Annotated in this window: 21 protein-coding genes; 12 read left to right on the forward strand and 9 right to left on the reverse strand. The window is 70.3% G+C overall.

Features of this window, described 5'->3' with window-relative positions; all coding sequences use genetic code 11:
- Positions 1 to 13: 13 nt before the first annotated feature.
- Positions 14 to 1,429 carry a PAS domain-containing sensor histidine kinase gene (locus tag JIG36_RS17730; RefSeq protein WP_307872770.1) on the reverse strand — a complete coding sequence of 472 codons (1,416 nt, stop codon included), beginning with the start codon at positions 1,427 to 1,429 and terminating at the stop codon, positions 14 to 16.
- Positions 1,430 to 1,486: 57 nt separating this feature from the next.
- Entirely contained in the window at positions 1,487 to 1,699 is a 213-nt protein-coding gene (locus JIG36_RS17735) for a DUF7455 domain-containing protein (RefSeq protein WP_203377354.1), read from the reverse strand.
- Positions 1,700 to 2,014: 315 nt separating this feature from the next.
- On the opposite strand from JIG36_RS17735, the gene JIG36_RS17740 reads away from it, so the two are divergent.
- Positions 2,015 to 2,413 carry a response regulator gene (locus JIG36_RS17740; protein WP_203377355.1) on the forward strand — a complete coding sequence of 133 codons (399 nt, stop codon included), beginning with the start codon at positions 2,015 to 2,017 and terminating at the stop codon, positions 2,411 to 2,413.
- On the opposite strand, the gene JIG36_RS17745 is transcribed toward JIG36_RS17740, so the two are convergent.
- Together JIG36_RS17745 and JIG36_RS17750 are read right to left on the reverse strand one after the other, a co-directional pair.
- Positions 2,377 to 3,153, reverse strand: coding sequence for a class I SAM-dependent methyltransferase (locus tag JIG36_RS17745; protein ID WP_203377356.1), 777 nt, complete (start codon positions 3,151 to 3,153; stop codon positions 2,377 to 2,379). The genes JIG36_RS17740 and JIG36_RS17745 overlap by 37 nt on opposite strands.
- A 2-nt stretch (positions 3,154 to 3,155) precedes the next feature.
- Positions 3,156 to 3,911 carry an SDR family oxidoreductase gene (locus JIG36_RS17750; protein WP_203377357.1) on the reverse strand — a complete coding sequence of 252 codons (756 nt, stop codon included), beginning with the start codon at positions 3,909 to 3,911 and terminating at the stop codon, positions 3,156 to 3,158.
- A gap of 124 nt (positions 3,912 to 4,035) precedes the next feature.
- On the opposite strand from JIG36_RS17750, the gene mshA reads away from it, so the two are divergent.
- Positions 4,036 to 5,304 (forward strand): D-inositol-3-phosphate glycosyltransferase, encoded by a 1,269-nt coding sequence (gene mshA, locus JIG36_RS17755; RefSeq protein ID WP_307872771.1) that lies wholly within the window; start codon positions 4,036 to 4,038, stop codon positions 5,302 to 5,304.
- Positions 5,298 to 5,786, forward strand: coding sequence for a type III secretion system chaperone family protein (locus tag JIG36_RS17760; RefSeq protein ID WP_203377359.1), 489 nt, complete (start codon positions 5,298 to 5,300; stop codon positions 5,784 to 5,786). Before mshA ends, JIG36_RS17760 begins: the two co-directional genes overlap by 7 nt.
- Positions 5,787 to 6,505: 719 nt before the next feature.
- On the opposite strand, the gene JIG36_RS17765 is transcribed toward JIG36_RS17760, so the two are convergent.
- Both JIG36_RS17765 and JIG36_RS17770 read right to left on the reverse strand, forming a co-directional pair.
- Positions 6,506 to 7,732, reverse strand: coding sequence for an MFS transporter (locus JIG36_RS17765; RefSeq protein ID WP_203377360.1), 1,227 nt, complete (start codon positions 7,730 to 7,732; stop codon positions 6,506 to 6,508).
- Between the two features lie 43 nt (positions 7,733 to 7,775).
- The gene (locus tag JIG36_RS17770; RefSeq protein WP_203377361.1) at positions 7,776 to 9,056 is read right to left on the reverse strand and encodes an MDR family MFS transporter; all 1,281 of its coding nucleotides are present in this window, start codon (positions 9,054 to 9,056) and stop codon (positions 7,776 to 7,778) included.
- Between the two features lie 134 nt (positions 9,057 to 9,190).
- Between JIG36_RS17770 and JIG36_RS17775 the strand changes: the two genes are divergently transcribed.
- Entirely contained in the window at positions 9,191 to 9,937 is a 747-nt protein-coding gene (locus tag JIG36_RS17775; protein ID WP_203377362.1) for a phosphoglyceromutase, read from the forward strand.
- Positions 9,938 to 10,030: 93 nt separating this feature from the next.
- Here the strand turns inward: JIG36_RS17775 and phoU are convergent, their stop codons facing one another.
- Positions 10,031 to 10,684, reverse strand: coding sequence for a phosphate signaling complex protein PhoU (gene phoU / locus JIG36_RS17780; protein ID WP_203377363.1), 654 nt, complete (start codon positions 10,682 to 10,684; stop codon positions 10,031 to 10,033).
- A 223-nt stretch (positions 10,685 to 10,907) separates the two neighbouring features.
- Between phoU and JIG36_RS17785 the strand changes: the two genes are divergently transcribed.
- Complete coding sequence (locus JIG36_RS17785) at positions 10,908 to 12,206, forward strand: sensor histidine kinase (protein WP_203377478.1); 1,299 nt, start codon at positions 10,908 to 10,910, stop codon at positions 12,204 to 12,206.
- 31 nt (positions 12,207 to 12,237) lie between these two features.
- Entirely contained in the window at positions 12,238 to 12,921 is a 684-nt protein-coding gene (locus JIG36_RS17790) for a response regulator (RefSeq protein WP_020512993.1), read from the forward strand.
- 3 nt (positions 12,922 to 12,924) lie between these two features.
- On the opposite strand, the gene JIG36_RS17795 is transcribed toward JIG36_RS17790, so the two are convergent.
- A complete protein-coding gene (locus JIG36_RS17795) occupies positions 12,925 to 13,788 on the reverse strand; it encodes a DUF3109 family protein (protein WP_307872772.1) in 864 nt (287 codons plus the stop codon).
- Positions 13,789 to 13,899: 111 nt separating this feature from the next.
- Between JIG36_RS17795 and JIG36_RS17800 the strand changes: the two genes are divergently transcribed.
- A complete protein-coding gene (locus JIG36_RS17800) occupies positions 13,900 to 14,721 on the forward strand; it encodes a sugar phosphate isomerase/epimerase family protein (protein WP_203377364.1) in 822 nt (273 codons plus the stop codon).
- Here JIG36_RS17800 and JIG36_RS17805 read toward each other — a convergent pair.
- Entirely contained in the window at positions 14,708 to 15,244 is a 537-nt protein-coding gene (locus JIG36_RS17805) for a CGNR zinc finger domain-containing protein (protein ID WP_203377365.1), read from the reverse strand. The two genes, JIG36_RS17800 and JIG36_RS17805, sit on opposite strands and share 14 nt — an antisense overlap.
- 217 nt (positions 15,245 to 15,461) lie before the next feature.
- Here JIG36_RS17805 and JIG36_RS17810 point away from each other — a divergent pair, with 217 nt between their 5' ends.
- The 5 genes from JIG36_RS17810 (at position 15,462) to JIG36_RS17830 (ending at position 19,187) form a co-directional block, all read left to right on the forward strand.
- Positions 15,462 to 16,379: a proline dehydrogenase family protein gene (locus JIG36_RS17810; protein WP_203377366.1), complete on the forward strand. Its 918-nt coding sequence runs from the start codon at positions 15,462 to 15,464 to the stop codon at positions 16,377 to 16,379.
- 199 nt (positions 16,380 to 16,578) lie between these two features.
- On the forward strand, positions 16,579 to 16,791 hold the full coding sequence (locus JIG36_RS17815) for a helix-turn-helix domain-containing protein (protein WP_127498359.1): 213 nt from the start codon (positions 16,579 to 16,581) through the stop codon (positions 16,789 to 16,791).
- A gap of 161 nt (positions 16,792 to 16,952) precedes the next feature.
- On the forward strand, positions 16,953 to 17,054 hold the full coding sequence (locus JIG36_RS17820; RefSeq protein ID WP_007465623.1) for a 30S ribosomal protein bS22: 102 nt from the start codon (positions 16,953 to 16,955) through the stop codon (positions 17,052 to 17,054).
- A 69-nt stretch (positions 17,055 to 17,123) separates the two neighbouring features.
- The gene (locus JIG36_RS17825) at positions 17,124 to 18,188 is read left to right on the forward strand and encodes an NAD-dependent epimerase/dehydratase family protein (protein WP_203377367.1); all 1,065 of its coding nucleotides are present in this window, start codon (positions 17,124 to 17,126) and stop codon (positions 18,186 to 18,188) included.
- A gap of 177 nt (positions 18,189 to 18,365) precedes the next feature.
- A complete protein-coding gene (locus tag JIG36_RS17830) occupies positions 18,366 to 19,187 on the forward strand; it encodes a lysophospholipid acyltransferase family protein (protein WP_438870731.1) in 822 nt (273 codons plus the stop codon).
- Positions 19,188 to 19,533 lie beyond the last annotated feature (346 nt).

Genomic DNA, 19,533 nt, shown 5'->3' on the forward strand with positions numbered 1-19,533 from the left:
GGTGGGCGGTTCGCTATACGGGCGCCGCCTCCCAGGTGACGACCAGGCGGGCACCGTGCGGGTCGGCGTGCTCGTAGCGCACCGAACCGCCGTTCGCCTCGACCAGGTGCCGCACGATGAACAGCCCCAGCCCCGATCCCCGCATGAACCGGCCGAACAGGTTGGGCAGCAGCTCGTCCGGGATGCCCTGGCCGCTGTCCTGCACGACCAGTTCGACCTGATCCCCGAGATGGCGGGCGGAAATCAGGACCGGAGCGTTCCCGTACGCGATGGCGTTGCTGACCAGGTTCTGCAGGACGGCCACGACGTGGGCCCGATCGCCCAGGGCCGTCACGTCGTCGCCCATCTCGACCACGATCTCGCCGGGGCCGGCCGGTGACGCCGCGACCACCGACGCCGCCACCTCGTGCAGCGGCACCGGCGCCCGCCGCGCGGTCACCGAACCCATGTCGAGCCGGAACAGCAGCTGCAGGTCGTTCATCATCTTGATCAGCCGCTGCGTGTTCTTGTCGATCTTCGTGGCGAGCTCGAGCCGGATGTCGTCGGGCAGGTCGCCCCAGTCCGCGTGCAACAGCTCGGCGAGGCTGGCGATCGAGCTGATCGGCTGGGCCACGTCGTGGGTCAGCATCGAGGTGAGGTCGTTCTTGAACGTCAGAGCCGCCTCGAGCCGGGTGTTGGTCTCGCGCAGCCGGGCGTTGCCGCGCTCGAGTTCGGCCGCCTTCTCGCTGAGGGTCTCCTCGGCTCGCTTGCGGTCGGCGATGTCGACGTAGGTGGCCACGTACGCCCGGGGCGCGCCCTCCTCGTCCGGGATCGGCGCCATCGAGGCCAGGACGGGCACCGCGCCGCCGTCGACGCGGGGCAGCATCCAGTCTCCACCGCCGGCGGGCGGCACCGGCGGGGGATCGAGGCGGACCGGCTCGTCGGCGTCGTGGCCGGTGAGCTCGCGCCAGCGCCGGTTCACGTCGATCACCTGGTAGTTGGCGTCCGTCACCATGACGGCCTCGTTCATCGACTGGAACAGGGTGTCGGTGAAGTCGGCGAGGCGGCGTTGTCGCTTGTCGGCCGTGACCAGTGCGCGGATCAGCTGCCCGAGAAGCACGAGCACAGCGATCGCGAGGAGGGTGGCGATCGAGGCGGCGGCGTGGCGGGGGAACGCGGCCACGCCGAGCACGACGGCCCCGGCGAGGAGGAGGGCGGCGAGACCGTGCACGACCCGGCCGGCTGTGCGGCTGACCACCGGGACCGCCTGGAGCACCAGGGCGATTCCGGCCGGGACGAGCGCGGCCGCCGGATCGGCGAGGAAGCCGTCCGGCGGAGCGCCTTTCAGTGACATGAGCAGGGCCGTGGTGCCGAAGACGGCGACCGCGAGACCGGCACACCCGGCGGTCAGCCGGGACAACCTGCCCAGATCACGCGCCGCATCATGCACGTAATCCCCTCATATTCCGAGGAAACGAGCATAACGCGGCGCATGCGTATCAAGCGGTTACTTTCCGGCCCACTCGTAGCCGTCCTCAAGGACGATGCGCTCGGCGACCTTCACGATGTCCTCGTGGTGGCGGTTGCCGTGGTGGCCGCAGAACGCCAGCTCGCCGCCGCTGGTCAGCGTGACCACCAGCTTGGCGGCGGCGCTGCAACGGTCGCAGCGCTCGGTCATCGCGGCAACGGTGGTGATCTCGGGCGACAGCAGGCTGGACATATCGCTCTCCTTGCTCAGTGGCGGTGTGTAGCGGTACGCCGTGTCAATCGGCCCTCCGCCCCGCAGCTTTAGCTGTTCTCTTCGATCTTCCAGCGGCCCGGTGCGGGGCTGGAGGCGTTGCAACCCAGGTGCAACCGGGTCGCCCCCATCCTTCCCCCAACCGGGCCTCAGCATGCGTTTCCGAGCGGGTGAACTGGCTGACACCGGTATTGGTCACGGCCCTTCGGCCTAAAGGCCGGACCGTGCAACCTCCTGCGGTTAGCGTGAGAGCGCGAACCGGCACGGAACGTGACATCAGAACCACCGGGAGGATCCATGTCGCAGGCGCCCGCACCCGAGACGCGGCCCACGGTCCTGGTCGTGGACGACGAGGAGGATCTGCGCGACATCATGCGCCGGATGCTCGAGCGCCGCGGCTTCGCCACCCTCATCGCCGGCGACTCCCAGCAGGCCATCGCCGCCTGCCGCGAGCATCCGGGCGACATCGACATCCTGGTCACCGACCTGGGCCTGCCCGGCGTCTCGGGCGGCGAACTGTCCCGGTCGGCGACCCAGCTGCGCCCCGAGATGAGCGTCGTCTACATCTCCGGGCTGCCCAAGGAGCTTGCCGTGGCCGACGGGCTGATCGGCGAGGACGCGCTGCTGGTGAAGAAGCCGTTCAGCAGCGAGGTGCTGGTTCAGACTCTGCGCTCGGTGCTGGGCGAGAACGAGTAGGGGACAGTCAGCTCCCCGAGCCGCCAACGGGCGGGGCCGTCGAGCACCGGCCAGCCCTCCGCCCGCATCCGCCGGCAGGTCGCCAGCCAACGCTGACGCGGCCCGAACGGGGTCGCCTCGGTCTCCCACGCCCGGCCCAGGGACTGCAGCAGCGTGTGTACCGGCTCGCCCGGCACGTTGTGGTGGATCAGCGACTTGGGCAGCCGCTCGGCGAACGTCGCCGGATGGTCCAGATCGGACAACCGGGCGGAAAAGGTGAGCGTGCCCGGCTCGCCGGCCTCGACCACGGCCCACGTGGCGATCCGGCCCAGCTCGTCGCAGGTGCCCTCGACCAGCACGGCGCCGGTCGCGGTCATCGCCGTCCACGCCGCCGCGACCTCCTCCTCCGCATACTGACGCAGCACGTTGAAGGCGCGCACCACCGTCGGGCGCAGACCGGCCAGCTCGAAACCGCCCCGGCGGAACACCAGGTGCGGGGGATCGGCATGCGGCTGGGCGGCTTCCACCCGTACGGGATCGATCTCCAGCCCCACCACCGTGACGTCCGGGCGCACGGATGCGGCCAGACGGCTCCGGAGCTCCACCGCGGTGACCGGGGTGGCGCCGTAGCCGAGATCGATGACCAGCGGCTCCGCGGCGGCCCGCAGAAGATCACCGCACCGGTACGCCACGTAGTTGTCGACGCGGCGCAACCGGTTCGGATTGGTGGTCCCGCGGGTGATCTCGCCGACGGGTCTCACGCCTACTTCTCCCGGTGGACCTTGTGCTGGGCGGCCTGCGCGATCGGACGCACCACGATGCGGTCGAGATTGACGTGTTGGGGACGCGTCGCGGCGTACGCGATGATGTCCGCGATGTCGTCCGCCACCAGCGGTTCCCGTACGCCCTCATAGATGGCATCGGCCCGGGCCTGGTCACCGCCGAACCGCTTGAGCGAGAACTCGTCCGTACGCACCATGCCCGGATCGACCTCGATGACGCGTACGGGCTTCCCGGCCAGTTCCAGCCGCAGCGTCCCGACCAGGGCCGTCTGGGCGTGTTTGGCCGCCGTGTAACCACCGCCGCCCTCATAGACCGTGAACGCCGCCGTCGAGCCGACCGTCACGATCGTCCCGGCCCCGCTCGCGACCAGGGCCGGCAGCAGCGCCTGGGTCACCCGCAGCGAGCCGAGCACGTTCACGTCGTACATCCACTGCCAGTCGGCGACCGCGCCCGACTCGACCGGGTCGAGCCCCTGCGCCCCGCCCGCGTTGTTGACCAGCAACGTGACCGGTCCGCCCAGGTCGGCGACGGCCGAGGTCAGCGCCGCCACCGACTCGTCGGACGTGACGTCGCACTCGACCGCGGTGGCCGCCGAGCCGATCTCCTTGACCAGGGCCGCGAGCCGGTCGGCGCGCCGGGCCGCGGCGACGACGTGGAAACCCTCGGACGCGAGCCGGCGGGCGGTCGCCGCCCCGATGCCGCTGGACGCGCCCGTGACCACTGCGATGTTCTGCATGCCCCCATCCTTCCCGATGACTTGGGTCACCCCGGAGTGACTGGATGGTGGTTCAGGGCACCGCGGCGGGGAAGATTAGTGACTGCGCAACAATTTGCGTGACACCCGTCCAGGAGGATTGATCGTGGCAGAATGGCCGACCCCCCGGCGCATCGCCACTCTCTCGGTTCACACGTCCCCGCTCGAGCAGCCGGGCACCGGTGACGCCGGCGGCATGAACGTGTACATCGTCGAGGTTTCGAAGCGGCTGGCCCGCCTCGGCGTCGAGGTCGAGATCTTCACCCGTGCCACCCGCAGCGAGCTGCCCCCGAAGGTCGAGATGGCCCCCGGCGTCTGCGTACGCCACATCACGTCCGGCCCGTACGAGGGGCTCTCGAAGGAGGAGCTGCCCGCCCAGCTGTGCGCCTTCACCAACGGCGTGCTGCGGGCCGAGGCGGCACGCCCGCCGGGCTACTACGACCTGATCCACTCGCACTACTGGCTCTCCGGCCAGGTCGGCTGGCTGGCCCGGGAACGCTGGGGCGTGCCGCACGTGCACACCGCGCACACCCTGGCCAAGGTGAAGAACCGGCTGATCGCGGCCGGTGACCGCCCCGAGCCCAAGGCCCGGGTGATCGGCGAGGAGCAGGTGATCGCCGAGTCCGACCGGCTCGTCGCGAACACCCGCTTCGAGGCGCAGGACCTGGTCGCTTACTACGACGCCGACCCGGCCCGCACCACGGTCGTGCAGCCCGGCGTCGACCTCGACCGGTTCCGTCCGGGCGCGAGCGAGCGGGCCCGGTTCGGGCTGCCCGAGCGGGGCAAGGTGATCGCCTTCGTCGGCCGGATCCAGCCGCTCAAGGCGCCCGACGTGCTGATCTCGGCGCTGGCCGCGATGAACGACCCCGACACCACGCTGGTCATCTGCGGCGGGCCGAGCGGCACCGGGCTCGACCGCCCGAGCGCCCTCATCGAGCTGGCGACCTCGCTCGGCGTGGCCGGCAAGGTGGTCTTCCTGCCGCCCCAGAACACCGAGGGGCTGGCCGCCCTCTATCGCAGCGCCGACCTGGTGGCGGTGCCGTCCTACAACGAGTCGTTCGGGCTGGTCGCGCTCGAGGCGCAGGCCTGCGGCACCCCCGTGGTGGCGGCCGCGGTCGGTGGCCTGGTGACCGCGGTGCGGCACGGGATCAGCGGCCTGCTGGTCGACGGGCACGACCCCTCGACGTGGGCCAAGGTGCTCGACGACCTGCTGGCCCAGCCCCGCGAGCTGCGACGGCTGGCGGCGGGGGCGGTCGCGCACGCGTCCGACTTCTCCTGGGACCGTACGGCCGAGGGTCTGCTCCGGGTCTACCGTGAGGCCGTGACCGCGCACCGGGCCCTGATCGCGAAGCGCCTGGAGGCGTACGCATGGTGACCGAGCTGATCGAGAAGGTGCTGACCGACCGCGAGCTGGAGTGGGAGAGCACCGGCCCCGCCTCGTACGTGGTCACGCTCCCCGGCACCCACAAGCTCAAGACCGCGGTCAACCTGATCGTCGGCGAGCACGCGCTGCGCGTCGAGGCGTTCGTGATGCGCCGTCCCGACGAGCGGCACGAGGAGCTGTGGGCCTGGCTGCTGAGGCGTAACGCCCGCACGTACGGGGTCTCGTTCTCGATCGACGCGGCGGGCGACGTCTATCTGACCGGCCGGGTGTCGCTCGGCGGCCTGGACGAGGACGAGCTGGACCGGTTGCTGGGCGCGGTTCTCACGTACGCCGACGAGTCGTTCGACACGATGCTCGAGATCGGCTTCGGCTCGTCCATCCGGCGCGAGTGGGAGTGGCGGGTCAAGCGGGGCGAGTCCCTGGCCAACCTCCAGGCGTTCAAGCACCTGGCTCCCCAGACGGACGAATCCTGATCGCCGCAAACACCTGGCTCCCTCAGGCGGACGAATCCTGATCGCCCCCGACTCGGGGCGGGTTTTCCTCGGCGATAGGAAATTGCCGATGAATGCGGAGTGAACGGCGCCGCCGATCGGCCTCCCCTTCCGTCTCGTCTCCGAAGAAGGGCGCCGACGGCAGGAAACTTTCCTTCCCGGTCGACCGCCCGCAGAAGATCACGTCGATCTCGGAGGGCGTGCGAACGCATCGACCGCGGTCCCGTCACCCCGTGTCGTGTCCGGACTGCGGCTTTAATCCGGTCCAGTTGTGGGACAGGTCATGGGCCGATCGGCCAATTGTCGATGACTGTGATGGTGCAGACAGATGGCGGACAGCCAGTTGGCTTGTCTGCCTTGACTGCCCCAACTAGCGTAATCAATGGACGTCGGACCGTTAGTTCGGGGAACTGGTGGATCGGAGACGATCGCCGCGGCCGACGTTTGGGGACGGGTGGCATAAGCCGTTGGGGGACGGCGCGACCCGAGACCGGCGGTTAGTGCGGGCGACGCCTATGGGGATGGGCGTCGTCCGCCGCCGCCGGTGCCAACTGAGGACGGCCCAAGTGGCCGTCATTTTTTGTCTGCGGGTGCCTGTGGACAACCCGCTTCATGGCCTCGTCGGGGCGTAAAGTCCCCACCCTGCCCTGGGTGGCTGGGGGTGGCGGTGGGTTTAGTGGGAGAGGAAGACGCCTCCCTCCTCAGCTGACCTCGGCGACGGCTGACGTCTCGTCGCGGATCGCGGCCACCCGGCGCTCCCGCGGTCGCCCGGCCAGCAGATGCAGGCCCGCTGCCAAGGCCCCCAGCACGCCCACCACGACCCAGTGCGCGTCCCCGAGGTATTGCAGACCGGCCCCACCCACCGAAGGCGCCAGGAACGACGCGGCGGGGAACGTCAGGAAGAACACCGCCTGGTAACGGCCCCGCAGAGCCAACGGCGCCAGCTCAGAGTTGATCTCGGCGTTGGGCGGGGCGGCCAGCATGCTGCCGACGGTCCAGATCGCGGCGGCCAGCAGATACCAGGCCAGGTGGTCGGCGAAGGCCAGCACGCCGAAGCCGACGCCGTCGACCAGCAGGGCCAGCGCCAGCACCCGGTGCTTGCGGTGGCCGTCGATCAGGCGGGGCACGAACAGCTGGCCCAGCACGATCAGGGCGCCGCCGAGGGCGACCACCGAGCCGTACGCGGCGGGGGAGAGGCCGTCGGCGTGCATCGCCAGCGGGACGATCGTGTTGCTCTGGGCGTAGATCAGCGCCTGCAGCAGGGTCAGTCCCACGAACACCAGGAAGATCCGGTCGGTGAGCACGGTGCCGAGGCCGCCGGCGCGAGGGCGGGACGGGGAGGACGGCGTACGGAGGGTCTCGGGGACCTTCCAGGCGATCAGGATGCCGGTGACCAGGGTGCAGGCGCCGTCGATCAGGAACAGGCCCACGTAACTCCACTGGGCCAGCAGCCCGGCCAGCAGCGACGCCCCGGCCAGGCCCAGGTTGAGCGCCCAGAACTGCAGGTTGAACGCGCGTGACCGCTTCTCGGCGGGAGTGACGTCGATGATCGCGGCCACGAAGGCCGGACTGGCCATCGACTGGGCCACGCCGAGCAGCGCGCACCACACCGCGATCATGACGAGGTCGCTGCTGAAGGCCAGCGCGAGCAGCGCCGCCACCGTGGTGAAGTGCGAGGTCAGCAGCGTGCGGCGACGTCCCCAGCGGTCGGTCAGGACGCCGCCGGTCAGGCTGCCGAGCAGACCCCCGATTCCGTACGTCCCCACGATGAGCCCCGCCTGAGCGGTGCCGGCGCCGCGTTGCGAGGTCAGGTAGAGCGAGAGGAACAGGATCGCGAACCCGCCGACCTTGTTGATCAGCAGGCCGGTCCAGAGGTACCAGTACGTCGCGGACAGCCCGCCGGCCGTGTCCCGCAGCCATGCCCGCACCCGGCGCCCCCGCTATAGGTAACTGTCTTAACAGATGCGGACGTTACCGCGCGGGCGGTGCGTCGGCCAGCGGCTCGGCGATCGAGGGCACCGGCGGAGGCTCGGCGACGGGAGCCGAGGGCGAGAGCAGCGCGATACGCCGCCGGCGGCTCGGCCCTGACACGAGGTGCCCCACGGCGACCAGCGCACAGACGACGAAGCAGCCCAGCCACAGGGCCGTATTGCCGAGATGTTCCTGCGTGAGGCCACCCGCGATCGGGGCCAGGGCGGTGCCGGCCGACCAGCTCAGCGAGTTGAGCCCCTGGTAGCGCCCGCGCATCGAGGCCGGGGAGAGCGCGGCGACCGTGGTCGCGTTGCTGGGCGACTGGATCATCTCGCCGAGCGTCCAGATCACCACGCTCAGCGCGAAGAACCAGGATGCGTGGGCGAACGCCGTGAGCCCGAAGCCGACACCGATGATCAGCGACCCGAGCGCGAGGACGCGGGCCGGCTCGCGCCCGCCGATCAGCCGCGGCACGAACAGCTGCCCGAGCACGATGAGCACACCGTTGACCGCGATCACCCAGCCGTACGTCGCCGCCGACAGCCCCTCCGTGGTCATGGCGATCGGCAGCGTCGACATGTGCTGCATCATCACGACGATGCCGAAGACCGAGACCAGCAGGTACGCCAGGAAGACGCGGTCGCGCAGCGCGGTGATCATGCCGCCGGAGTCGCGGGTCCGATGCCCCTCGGGCGCTCGAGCGGGCCGGGTCTCGCGGAGGAAGACGAGGCAGATCAGGGCGGTGACCAGGGTCGTCCCCGCGTCGACGACGAACAGCAGCAGGTAGTCGACCTTGGCGGCCAGCCCGGCTCCGACCGCCGAGAGCGCGAAGCCCAGGTTGATCGCCCAGTAGTTGAGCGAGAACGCCCGCACCCGGTCGTGCTCGGGCACGACGTCGACCATCATCGCCGAGAAGGCCGGGCGCACCGCCTCGGTGAACAGGCCCAGCGCGAACGTCGCGGCCAGGATCTGGCCGTAGTCGTGGGCGAGACCGAGCACGAGCATGAGGGCGGCCGCCCCGAACTGGGCGGTCAGCATGGTCGGTTTGCGGCCCCAGCGGTCGGCCAGCACCCCGCCCAGCGTGGTGCCGAGGGCGCCCCCGACCCCGTACAGGCCGATGACCAGGCCGGCCTGGCTCTGCGAGAAGTGCCGGTCGGCGGTCAGGTAGATCGCCAGGAAGATCACGACGAACGAGCCCAGGCGGTTGATCAGCGTGCCGGTCCAGAGCAGCCAGAACTGGCGTGGCAGGCCACCCACAGCCTGGTCGAACCATCCCCGCACGTCATTCCCCCGTAAGTAGCGCCCGGCCTTCATTCCCTTACATGGAAAGAGCGAGCGCAACCGGGTTTCCATGTGGTGGTCGCCACTTCGGGGTCGCGGCCCGCAAGGAAACGGGCTGCGGCAGGATGGAGGTCATGACAGGGACTCTGGTGCTGCTGCGACACGGCAACAGCGAGTGGAACGCCAAGAACCTCTTCACCGGTTGGGTCGACGTCGACCTCGACGCCAAGGGCGAGGCCGAGGCCCGCCGCGGTGGCGAGCTGCTGAAGGAGAGCGGCGTGCTGCCGGACGTGGTGCACACCAGCGTCCTGCGCCGCGCCATCCGGACGAGCGAGATCGCCCTGCACATCACCGACCGGCACTGGATTCCGGTCAAGCGGTCGTGGCGGCTCAACGAGCGCCACTACGGCGCCCTGCAGGGCAAGGACAAGAAGCAGACCCTCGAGACGTACGGCGAGGAGCAGTTCATGCTCTGGCGCCGGTCCTACGACGTGCCGCCGCCGCCGATCGAGGCCGGCTCGGAGTTCTCCCAGTTCGACGACCCGCGCTACGCCCTGCTGCCGCCCGAGGCCAAGCCGAAGGCCGAGTGCCTGAAGGACGTGCTGGTGCGGGCCCTGCCCTACTGGTACGACGAGATCGTTCCGGACCTGCGCGCCGGCAAGACCGTGCTGGTGGCCGCGCACGGCAACTCGCTGCGGGCCTTCGTGAAGCACCTCGACAGCATCTCGGACGAGGCGATCTCGAAGCTGAACATCCCGACCGGCATCCCGCTGCGCTACGACCTCGACGACGACCTGCGCCCGCTCAAGCCGGGCGGCGAATACCTCGACCCCGAGGCGGCGAAGGAAGCCGCGGCCGCGGTCGCCAACCAGGGCCGCTAGAAACGGCCGACCACGGCCCCGGAAACAGCAGAAGGCCGGGACGCCCCCGTGGCGTCCCGGCCTTCGCCCCGACCGGGCGAGCGAAAGAACCGCTCAGCTCTGGTCGGCCACCGGCTCTCCGGTGATCAGGTATACAAGCTGCTCGCCCACGTTGACGGCGTGGTCGGCGTACCGCTCGTAGAAGCGGCCCAGCAGCGCGCCGTCGATCGCGGTCTCCGCGCCGTACGGCCAGTCGTCGTCCAGCATGATCTTGAAGAGCTTGCGCTCCAGGTCGTCGATCTCGTCGTCCTGGTGCTCCAGCTTGGCCGCCAGTTCGGCGTCGGGCTTGGCCAGCAGGTTGCCGATGCTCTCGGCCATCTTGTCGGCCACCTCGGCCATGCCCTGGAAGACCGGGCGCAGCTCGGCCGGTACGGCCGGCGACGGGTGCCGGCGGGCGGCCGTCTTGGCCACGTGCTCGGCCAGGTCGCCCATCCGCTCGAGATCGGCCGAGATGTGCAGGGCGGTGATGACCATCCGCAGGTCGGAGGCGACCGGCGCCTGACGGGCGATGGTGTCGGCGACCTTGGCCTCGACCTGGCTGTTGAGCTCGTCGACCTCGTGGTCGCGCTCGATCACGGCCTCGGCCGCCTTCAGGTCGGCGGTCAGCAGGGCCTTGGTCGCCTTGCGCATCGCCTCGCGTACGGCTTCCGCCATGGTGACCATCAGGCGGCTGACCTCGTTGAGGTCGGCCTGGAACTCCTCGCGCATGTCCTCGTCCCGGGGTTCGGTGGGGCCGTCCCAAGGGCAGGGCACGACCGTGGCTGGCCCCCACGCTAAGTGGGCGTTACGGCGGCTACGTGAACGGCGATGAACGACGCCGGGCGCAGTGGTGAACATTATTCGACGCGCGCCCGATTTGTCCGGCTCATTCTAGTAGCCAGGTAAACAATGACCCTACGATCGCTGCGTGGACCTGGCGTACGGCATCCCTCTGATCCTCGCCGCGCTCGTTGTCGGCGCGGTCGCTGGGCTGGTGTTCGCCCGTGCCCGCAGGTCGCCGAGGCCGGTTGAAAAGTCTGGCAACAGGCCGCATGAGGGGGGTCGCACCATCGACGCAGAGGAGCCTTCGGCCCGTTCCGGGGGAGCGGGATGGGAGCCGCACGCCGGCAAGCACGGCATGAAGGGGCTCGGACGCAAGAGCCTCGACTCGCTGCGTGTCGGCGTGGTGGTGCTCGACGCCGAGGACCACCCGGTGCTGGTCAACCCGGCCGCCCGGGCCATGGGCCTGCTCCGGTCGGGCGGGGCGCCGGGCACGATCGCCGCCCATCCCATTCTGCGGACGCTGGCCGGTCAGGTGCGTCGTACGGGCGTACGCCGGGAAGTGGAACTTGATCTTCCTCGGGGCCGGGCCGGTGGGGCGCAGGCGCCGCTCGGCCTGCACCTGCGCGCGGTCGCGCTGAACCAGACGCACGTCGCGATCGAGGCGGCCGACGTCACCGAGTCGCACCGGCTGGCCCGCGTACGGCGGGACTTCGTGGCCAACGTCAGCCACGAGCTCAAGACCCCGATCGGCGCCCTCCAACTGCTCGCCGAGGCCCTGCTCGACGCCACCGAACTGCCGGCGGCCGACCCCGAGCAGGAACAGAACGAGGATCTGCTGGCCGCCCGCCGGTTCGCCGAGCGCATCCACCACGAGTCGGCGCGCATGGGCCGGCTGGTCAGCGAGCTGCTCGAACTGACCCGGCTGCAGGGCGCCGAGCCGCTGCCGACCCCCGAGCCGGTGTCGGTCGACTGGGTGATCGCCGAGGTCATCGACCGCACCCGCACCACGGCCTCGGCCAAGACCATCGAGGTCGTCTACAACGGCCCCAAGGGCGCCATGGTCTATGGCAGCGACAGCCAGGTCGCCACCGCCGTGACCAACCTGGTGGAAAACGCGATCGCCTACTCCGGTGAGGACACGAAGGTCGAGCTCACCCTGCGTCAGGGCGACGACTGGGTCGAGATCGACGTGGCCGACCAGGGCATCGGCATCGCCCCGCACGACGTCGACCGCATCTTCGAGCGTTTCTACCGTGCCGATCAGGCACGTTCCCGGTCCACCGGCGGAACCGGTCTGGGCCTGGCCATCGTCAAGCACATCGCGACCAACCACGGGGGCCGGGTCGACGTGACCAGCACCCTGGGCGACGGCTCGACGTTCACCCTGCGCCTACCAGCGCGACCCCCTGAAGCCCCCTTGCCGTTACCGACGGCAATTGAGATCGAGTCCGGTGCGGCCGGGCGTTAGCCCCGGAAGCCGGAAGATGGAAGGAACCACATTGGCCCGCGTGCTCGTGGTCGAGGATGAGGAGTCGTTCTCCGACGCCCTGTCGTACATGCTGCGTAAGGAGGGCTTCGAGGTGTCGGTCGCCCCGACCGGAACCTCGGCTCTGACGCAGTTCGACCGGACCGGTGCCGACATCGTGCTGCTCGATCTCATGCTTCCCGAGATGTCCGGCACCGAGGTGTGCCGCCAGCTGCGGCAGCGTTCGGCCGTGCCGATCATCATGGTGACGGCCCGCGACAGCGAGATCGACAAGGTGGTCGGCCTGGAGATCGGCGCCGACGACTACGTGACCAAGCCGTACTCGCCGCGCGAACTGGTCGCCCGGATCCGGGCCGTGCTGCGCCGCCAGGGCACCGAGGCCGCCGAGGTCTCGACCCCGACGCTCGCCGCCGGCCCGGTGCGGATGGACGTCGAGCGCCACGTCGTCACGGTCGACGGCGCCGGCGTGCAGCTGCCGCTCAAGGAGTTCGAGCTGCTCGAGCTGCTGCTGCGCAACGCCGGGCGGGTGCTCACCCGCGGCCAGCTGATCGACCGGGTGTGGGGCGCCGACTACGTCGGTGACACCAAGACCCTGGACGTACACGTCAAACGGCTCCGGTCCAAGGTGGAGCCGGAGCCGTCGGCGCCGCGCTACATCGTCACCGTGCGTGGCCTGGGCTACAAGTTCGAGCCCTGATCCTCAGGACTTCGGGGGCGCGGCGGGCTCACGTCCGCCGCGCTTCTTCGGCCCTTCGGCGGCCACGGTGGCCGGGTGCACCGCCACGACGCCGGCCTTCAGCCGGGCGTCACACAGCTCGGCCAATTTCCCGTACGCGGCCTGGCCGATCAACGCGATGAGCTCGGGCGCGTATGAGATGTACATCGGGTCGCTGCCCACGTGGGCCTCGGGCGACGAGGTGCACCACCAGTCGAGGTCGTGCCCGCCCGGCCCCCAGCCCCGCCGGTCGAACTCGGTCAGCGTGGACTGCAGCAGCTTCGAGCCGTCCGGTCGCTTGATCCAGTCCTGCTCGCGCCGCACCGGCAGCTGCCAGCAGACGTCGGGCTTGTATTCCAGCGGGTGCCGGCCGTCGCGCAGCGCCTGGGCGTGCAGGGCACACCCACCGCCGCCGGAGAAGTCGGCGTCGTTGAGGAACACACACGGCCCGTCCTCGGACTGGATCGCCGTGCGCCGGGCCGGCTTGGACCCGTCGATGGTGTCGACCTCGGTGTAGTTCTTGAACCCGCGGCGGTAGTGCTGCCACGTCTCGGGGGTCAGCTTGGCGGCGGCGGCCTTGACCCGGTTCCCGTCGTCGGCGTCGGTGAAGAACGCCCCGTGCGAACAACAGCCGTCCTGGGCCCGGCCGGCCACGATGCCGTGGCAGGCCGAGCCGAAGACGCAGGTCCAGCGGGACAGCAGCCAGGTCAGGTCGGCGCGGACGAGATGCTTCTCGTCGGCGGGGTCGAGGAACTCGATCCACTCACGAGGAAAGTCGAGGCCGACCTCGGGGGCGCGCTCGGCTGCCGCGGGGTCGAGGGTGATGCGGATCGGGGTACGGCGGCTCACTCGCGACAGCGTACGCGCGCAGGTGACCAAAGCCGCGCTGACGCCCGGTATGACCGCATATACCCGGTCGAGGAGGCGGCGTGCGCGACAATCGGGTCTACGCTTGACTACGTGAGTTCCCGCGTCCCCGTGCTTCTGTCCAGCTCGTCGGTCTTCCCCGAGCCGACGGCCGCCGCGTTCGAGCTGGCCGCCACGGCCGGCTACGACGGCCTCGAGGTCATGGTGTGGACCGACCGGGTCAGCCAGGATGCCGGCGCCCTGAAAGGTCTGTCCGACCACTACAACCTGCCGGTGTTGTCGGTGCACGCCCCGTGTCTGCTGGTCACCCAGCGGGTGTGGAGCCCCGACCCGTGGGAGAGGCTCAACCGGGCCGCCCAGCTGGCCGAGACGCTGGGCGCGCCCACGGTCGTGGTGCACCCGCCGTTCAGCTGGCAGCGTGACTACGCGAAGAACTTCGCCGCCGGCCTGGCCAAGGTGCAGGCCCGTCACCCCGACCTGGCGTTCGCGATCGAGAACATGTTCCCGGTCAAGATGGCCGGCCGCTGGTTCGTGCCCTACACGCCGGGCTGGGATCCGACCGAGACCGGCTTCGACGCGTACACGCTCGATCTGTCGCACTGCGCGGCGTCGCGGATCAACGCGCTGGGCATGGCCGACAAGATGGGCTCCGGCCTCAAGCACGTGCACCTGGGCGACGGCACCGGTGAGGGCCGCGACGAGCATCTGGTTCCGGGCCGCGGCAACCAGCCCTGCGCCGAGCTGCTGCGGTCGCTTTCGGCGCGCGGTTTCCGGGGGTCGGTGGCGCTCGAGGTCTCGACCCGCAAGGCGGCGAGCCGGGCGGTCCGCGAGGCCGACCTGCGCGAGTCGCTCGAGTTCGCCCGCAAGCACCTGGCCCCGGCCGAGTCGGCGACCCCAGCGATCACGCGGGCGTAAGCGTCTGGGCGCGCTTTCTCGCGCGGTGGGCCGCGACGTGGGAGCGGGTCGCGCAGCGTTCCGAGCAGAAGCGCCGGCAGTTGTTGGACGACGTGTCCAGATAGACGTTGCCGCAGCGTTCGTCGGCGCAGATGCCGAAGCGGGCGCTGCCGTATTCGCACAGCCACACCGACAGGCCCCAGGCGGCGCCGGCCAGGTATTCCGCGCTGACCGACGAGCCGCGGCTGGTCACGTGCATGTGCCAGTCGGCGGCGTCGTGGCCGGAGATGCGGGGCTGCACCGGGAACATCTCGAGCAGTGAGTTCAGCTCCTTGACGGCGTCGCCGTCGTGGCCGGTCGTCCCGTGCTCGAAGACCTCGCGCAGGCGGCGCTGGGCCCGGCGGAACACGGCCACGTCCTTCTCGACGACCTCGTCGCGCATCCAGCCCTGTTCGTCGCCGAACAGCGCCCGCAGCCCGTCGAGATCGCCCAACTCCGCGTTGACGAGGTCGACCGCGGTCCGGGCGTACGCATCGAAGTTCACCCGACAAAGGTAGCCGCCTCTGAGCCGGTCGAACATAAGCTCTGTGGCCGACTACGCCTCGCGAGGCGGCCACCGCCACGCTCGTGAGGCGGCACTGCCACGGTCTTGAGGCGGCGCTGCCATGGTCGTGAGGCGGCGCTGCCATGGTCGTGAGGCGGCACTGCCACGCGAGTGGCACTCCCGCGATTGCGGGTCTTCCGGACGATACGCTCGGGTCATGCTCCGTTCCCTGCTCCTGGCCGCCGCCGGGTCGGACCGTCTCGGGCGGCTCGCCACCTCGGCCCGCGTCAGCAAGAACGCCGTCCGCAAGTTCGTCGGGGGCGACGACGCCGAGGAGGCGTTGCGCACCGGCCGCACGCTGGCCGACGACGGTCTGTCGATCACGTTCGAGCACCTCGCGGCCGAGACCCGCAGCGTGGAGCAGGCGGTCGCGGTCCGCGACGAATACCGCTCGCTGCTGAGCCGCATCAAGGGCGCGGGTCTGAGCCCCGTGGCCGAGGTCAGCGTCAAGCTCTCCGCCCTCGGGCAGCGTCTCGACGAGAAGCTGGCCTACGAGCACGCTCAGGCCGTCTGCGCGGCCGCGGCCGAGGCCGGCACGACGGTGACGCTGGACGCCGAGGACCACACCCTCACCGACTCCACTCTGGAGATCCTGGCCGACCTGCGGAAGGACCACCCGGGCACGGGCGCCGTCCTGCAGGCCTACCTGCGGCGCACCGAGGGTGACTGCCGCGAGCTGGCCACGGCCGGTTCCCGGGTGCGGCTCTGCAAGGGGGCCTACGCGGAACCCGAGTCGGTCGCGTTCCAGTCGGCGCTCGACATCGACAAGTCGTTCGTGCGCTGCCTCAACATCCTGATGTCGGGCGAGGGTTACCCGATGGTGGCCACCCACGACCCGCGGCTGATCGCGATCGCGGAAGACCGGGCCCGCTGGTTCGACCGCACCGCCGAGGAGTACGAGTTCCAGATGCTGCACGGCGTCCGCGTCGAGGAGCAGTCCCGGCTGTCGGCCGGCGGCAACGTCGTGCGTGTCTACCTCCCGTACGGCGAGCAGTGGTACGGCTACCTCATGCGCCGCCTGGCCGAGCGGCCCCGCAACGTGGCCGTTCTCGGACGGGGGCTGGTGGGGCGATAGCCGCCTCATGGGCAACAATTCGGTCTAAACCGCAACAGATCCGGCGTGTCGGCCTTGACTTTTTCTGACCTTTTTCACGGAACGTATCGCGTTGGTCACAGCCGTATCGATACCGTTCTGATGACACGCACGTTTGCCACCGCGTCGCTAGACCTTCCGGTCGCCGCGGTTGTGCCTGCGAAAGGATCGGTGCGACGACATGACAGGTCCAGCCCAGACCGAGGAGAAGCTCTCGGAGGTGCGGTTCCTGACCGTGGCCGAGGTGGCCGCCCTCATGAGGGTCTCCAAAATGACGGTCTACCGGCTGGTGCACGGGGGTGACCTGACGGCCGTACGGGTCGGACGGTCGTTCCGCGTGCCCGAGCACGCTGTGCACGAGTATCTCCGCGGCGCTTTCTCGCAGACCGCGTAACGCGTCCCGGGGCCGTTTTGGCCCGGCCACGGCCGGGCCGGTACGCTGGTGCGGTTGGCTCCCGACTGCTGTGCGTTTCGGGGGCCGTCGATCAGATCGGAATCGGGGAGTGCCACCGGCGCCACCCGTTCCGAGCCACCAGGTTTCGAGAGGCATTTCGTATGGGCTCCGTGGTCAAGAAGCGCCGCAAGCGTATGGCGAAGAAGAAGCACCGCAAGCTGCTGCGCAAGACCCGCGTCCAGCGTCGTCGTCTGGGCAAGTGATCCGGGGCCGGGTGTGATTCCCGGCCGGTCGGACACTTGCCGCACGCCGCATCGGAAGGTGCGCCCGTCGTGACCTCTCCGCCCAGCGTCGTTGTGGTCACCGGAGTCAGCCGATACCTCGGCGCCCGGGTGGCCGCTCGTCTCGCCGCAGATTCCCGGGTCGACCGTGTCGTCGGCCTGGATCCGCACGAACCGCCCACGGCTCTGCGTGAGCTGCTGGCCGACGTCGAGCTGATCCGGGCTGACGCGCGTGCCGCGTCCGGCGCGATCGCCGACCTCGGAGCCGAGGCGGTGGTGCACCTCGCGGTGACCAGCGCGCCCGACGCCCAGCACGGGCGGGCCGCCATGAAAGAGCAGAACGTCATCGGCACGATGCAGCTGCTCGCCGCCGCGCAGGCCGCACCCCGGCTGCGCAAGCTGGTGGTGCGTTCGTCGACGGCGGCCTACGGCGCGTCGTTCCGCGACCCGGGCGTCTTCACCGAAGACACCGAACCCCGGGCCGTGCCGCGTGGCTCCTTCGCGCGCGACATCCTCGACATCGAGGGCTATGTGCGTGGCTTCCGGCGCCGGCGGCCCGAGGTCGCGGCCACCGTGCTGCGCTTCGCGCCGTTCATCAGCTCGACGGCCGACACCACGCTGACGCGCTATTTCGCCCAGCCGGTCGTGCCGACCGTGCTCGGCCGTGACGCGCGTCTGCAGTTCGTGCACGTCGACGACGCGCTCGAGATCCTGCACCGCTCGATCGTCGAGGAACACGCGGGCACCTTCAACGTGGCCGGAGCCGGCATCCTGTCGCTCTCGCAGGCCATCCGGCGGGCCGGGCGCATCTCGGTGCCGCTGCCCGAGGGCACGCTCTCCACGCTGGCCGGAGTCGCCCGCAACGTCGGCATCGGTCAGATCGGCTTCGACCAGATCGACCTGTTCGTGCACGGCCGCGTGGTCGACACGACCCGGCTCGAGCGCGAGTTCGGGTTCACCCCGCGCACCACGGCCGAGGCCTTCGACGACTTCATCAAGGGCCACGCCAACGGCTCGTCGCTCACCGCCGACCGCCTCGCCGCGGCCGAGAAGGCGATTCTCGACGGCATCCGCCGGGTGCGGGCCGGCGCCGCCGCCGGAGGTGACCGGCATTGAGCCAGGACGAGTTTCGCGGCATGCTGCCGGGACACGCCGACTTCACGCTGCCCCGACCGGCCGAGCCGGTCCGTGTCAACGGCCGTCGCCCGATCCCGGAGGTGCCGTCGATGAACGGGAACGGCCACCACGCCCCCGGAGCCCGAGCCCGACACGCTCGACATCTGGGATCAGCGGGTGGCCCGTGGCCTGGCCTTCCTGCGCCGGCGGCTCACCGGTGGTTACGAGGTCGACGAGTTCGGCTTCGACCGTGAGCTGAACGACGCCGTCTTCCAGCCGCTGCTGCGCGTGCTCCACCACGACTGGTTCCGCACCGAGGTCTTCGGCATCGAGAACGTGCCGCCCAAGGGCGGCGCCCTGGTGGTGGCCAACCACTCGGGCACGCTCGCGCTCGACGCGCTGATGCTGGGGGTGGCGATCCGCGACCAGCACCCCGAAGAGAGGCATCTGCGCCTGCTCGGCGCCGACCTGGTCTTCCGCATGCCGGTGGTGAGCGAGCTGGCCCGCAAGTCGGGCGCCACCGTGGCCTGCAACCCCGACGCCGAGCGCCTGATGAGCACGGGCGAGCTGGTCGGCGTGTTCCCCGAGGGCTTCAAGGGCATCGGCAAGCGCTTCGCCGACCGTTACAAGCTGCAGCGGTTCGGCCGCGGCGGGTTCGTCTCGGCGGCGCTGCGCACGGGCACCCCGATCGTCCCGGTGGCGATCGTCGGGGCCGAGGAGATCTATCCGATCCTGGCCGACGTCAAGCCGCTGGCCCGGCTGCTCGGCGTTCCCTACTTCCCGGTCACGCCGACCTTCCCATGGCTGGGCCCGCTGGGTCTGGTGCCGCTGCCGAGCAAGTGGCTCATCCAGTTCTGCCCGCCGATCCCGACCGAGCACCTGACCGACCTCGCGGACGACCCGATGGTGGTCTACAACCTGGCTGACCAGGTACGCGAGACAATTCAGGCCACGTTGCTGGAGTTGCTGGAGAAACGGCCGGACGCCTTCGGGCTATGACCGATTGTCACTGGATCGTGACGACCTGTGCGCCTATAGTGACAAGTGAGGGGCGGCACCGGTAACACCCGGCAACCGCCCCTCGCCATGTCTTCGCGCTTGCTCAGTCGTCCCCGAGCAGTCCGCCCAGCAGTCCGCCGAGCGGGTCTTCCTCGCCCTCGTCGCCGTTCAGCTGCGGCGACATCTCACCGTCCGGGCCGGTCGACTGCACCGGTGTGCCGCCGGGCGGCAGGACCGGCGCGCTCGTCTGGGCGCGCTGCCCCTTCATGCCGGGGTTGGTCGTGGCCGACGGCGTGACGGCCGGGTCGCCGCTCTGCTGCGGGTCGGCCGTGGGGTCGCCCTTGCT

The sequence above is a fragment of the Paractinoplanes ovalisporus genome, assembly GCF_016834655.1.
In the GTDB taxonomy this organism is placed as follows: Bacteria; Actinomycetota; Actinomycetes; order Mycobacteriales; family Micromonosporaceae; genus Actinoplanes; species Actinoplanes ovalisporus.

What these genes read in the sequence shown, in the direction of transcription:
- JIG36_RS17750 (WP_203377357.1), bottom strand. Translation starts at nt 3,911, where the DNA reads ATGCAGAACATCGCAGTGGTCACGGGCGCGTCCAGCGGCATCGGGGCG.
- JIG36_RS17815 (WP_127498359.1), top strand. Translation starts at nt 16,579, where the DNA reads ATGACAGGTCCAGCCCAGACCGAGGAGAAGCTCTCGGAGGTGCGGTTC.
- JIG36_RS17820 (WP_007465623.1), top strand. Translation starts at nt 16,953, where the DNA reads ATGGGCTCCGTGGTCAAGAAGCGCCGCAAGCGTATGGCGAAGAAGAAG.
- JIG36_RS17810 (WP_203377366.1), top strand. Translation starts at nt 15,462, where the DNA reads ATGCTCCGTTCCCTGCTCCTGGCCGCCGCCGGGTCGGACCGTCTCGGG.
- JIG36_RS17740 (WP_203377355.1), top strand. Translation starts at nt 2,015, where the DNA reads ATGTCGCAGGCGCCCGCACCCGAGACGCGGCCCACGGTCCTGGTCGTG.
- phoU (WP_203377363.1), bottom strand. Translation starts at nt 10,684, where the DNA reads ATGCGCGAGGAGTTCCAGGCCGACCTCAACGAGGTCAGCCGCCTGATG.
- JIG36_RS17735 (WP_203377354.1), bottom strand. Translation starts at nt 1,699, where the DNA reads ATGTCCAGCCTGCTGTCGCCCGAGATCACCACCGTTGCCGCGATGACC.
- JIG36_RS17760 (WP_203377359.1), top strand. Translation starts at nt 5,298, where the DNA reads ATGGTGACCGAGCTGATCGAGAAGGTGCTGACCGACCGCGAGCTGGAG.
- JIG36_RS17775 (WP_203377362.1), top strand. Translation starts at nt 9,191, where the DNA reads ATGACAGGGACTCTGGTGCTGCTGCGACACGGCAACAGCGAGTGGAAC.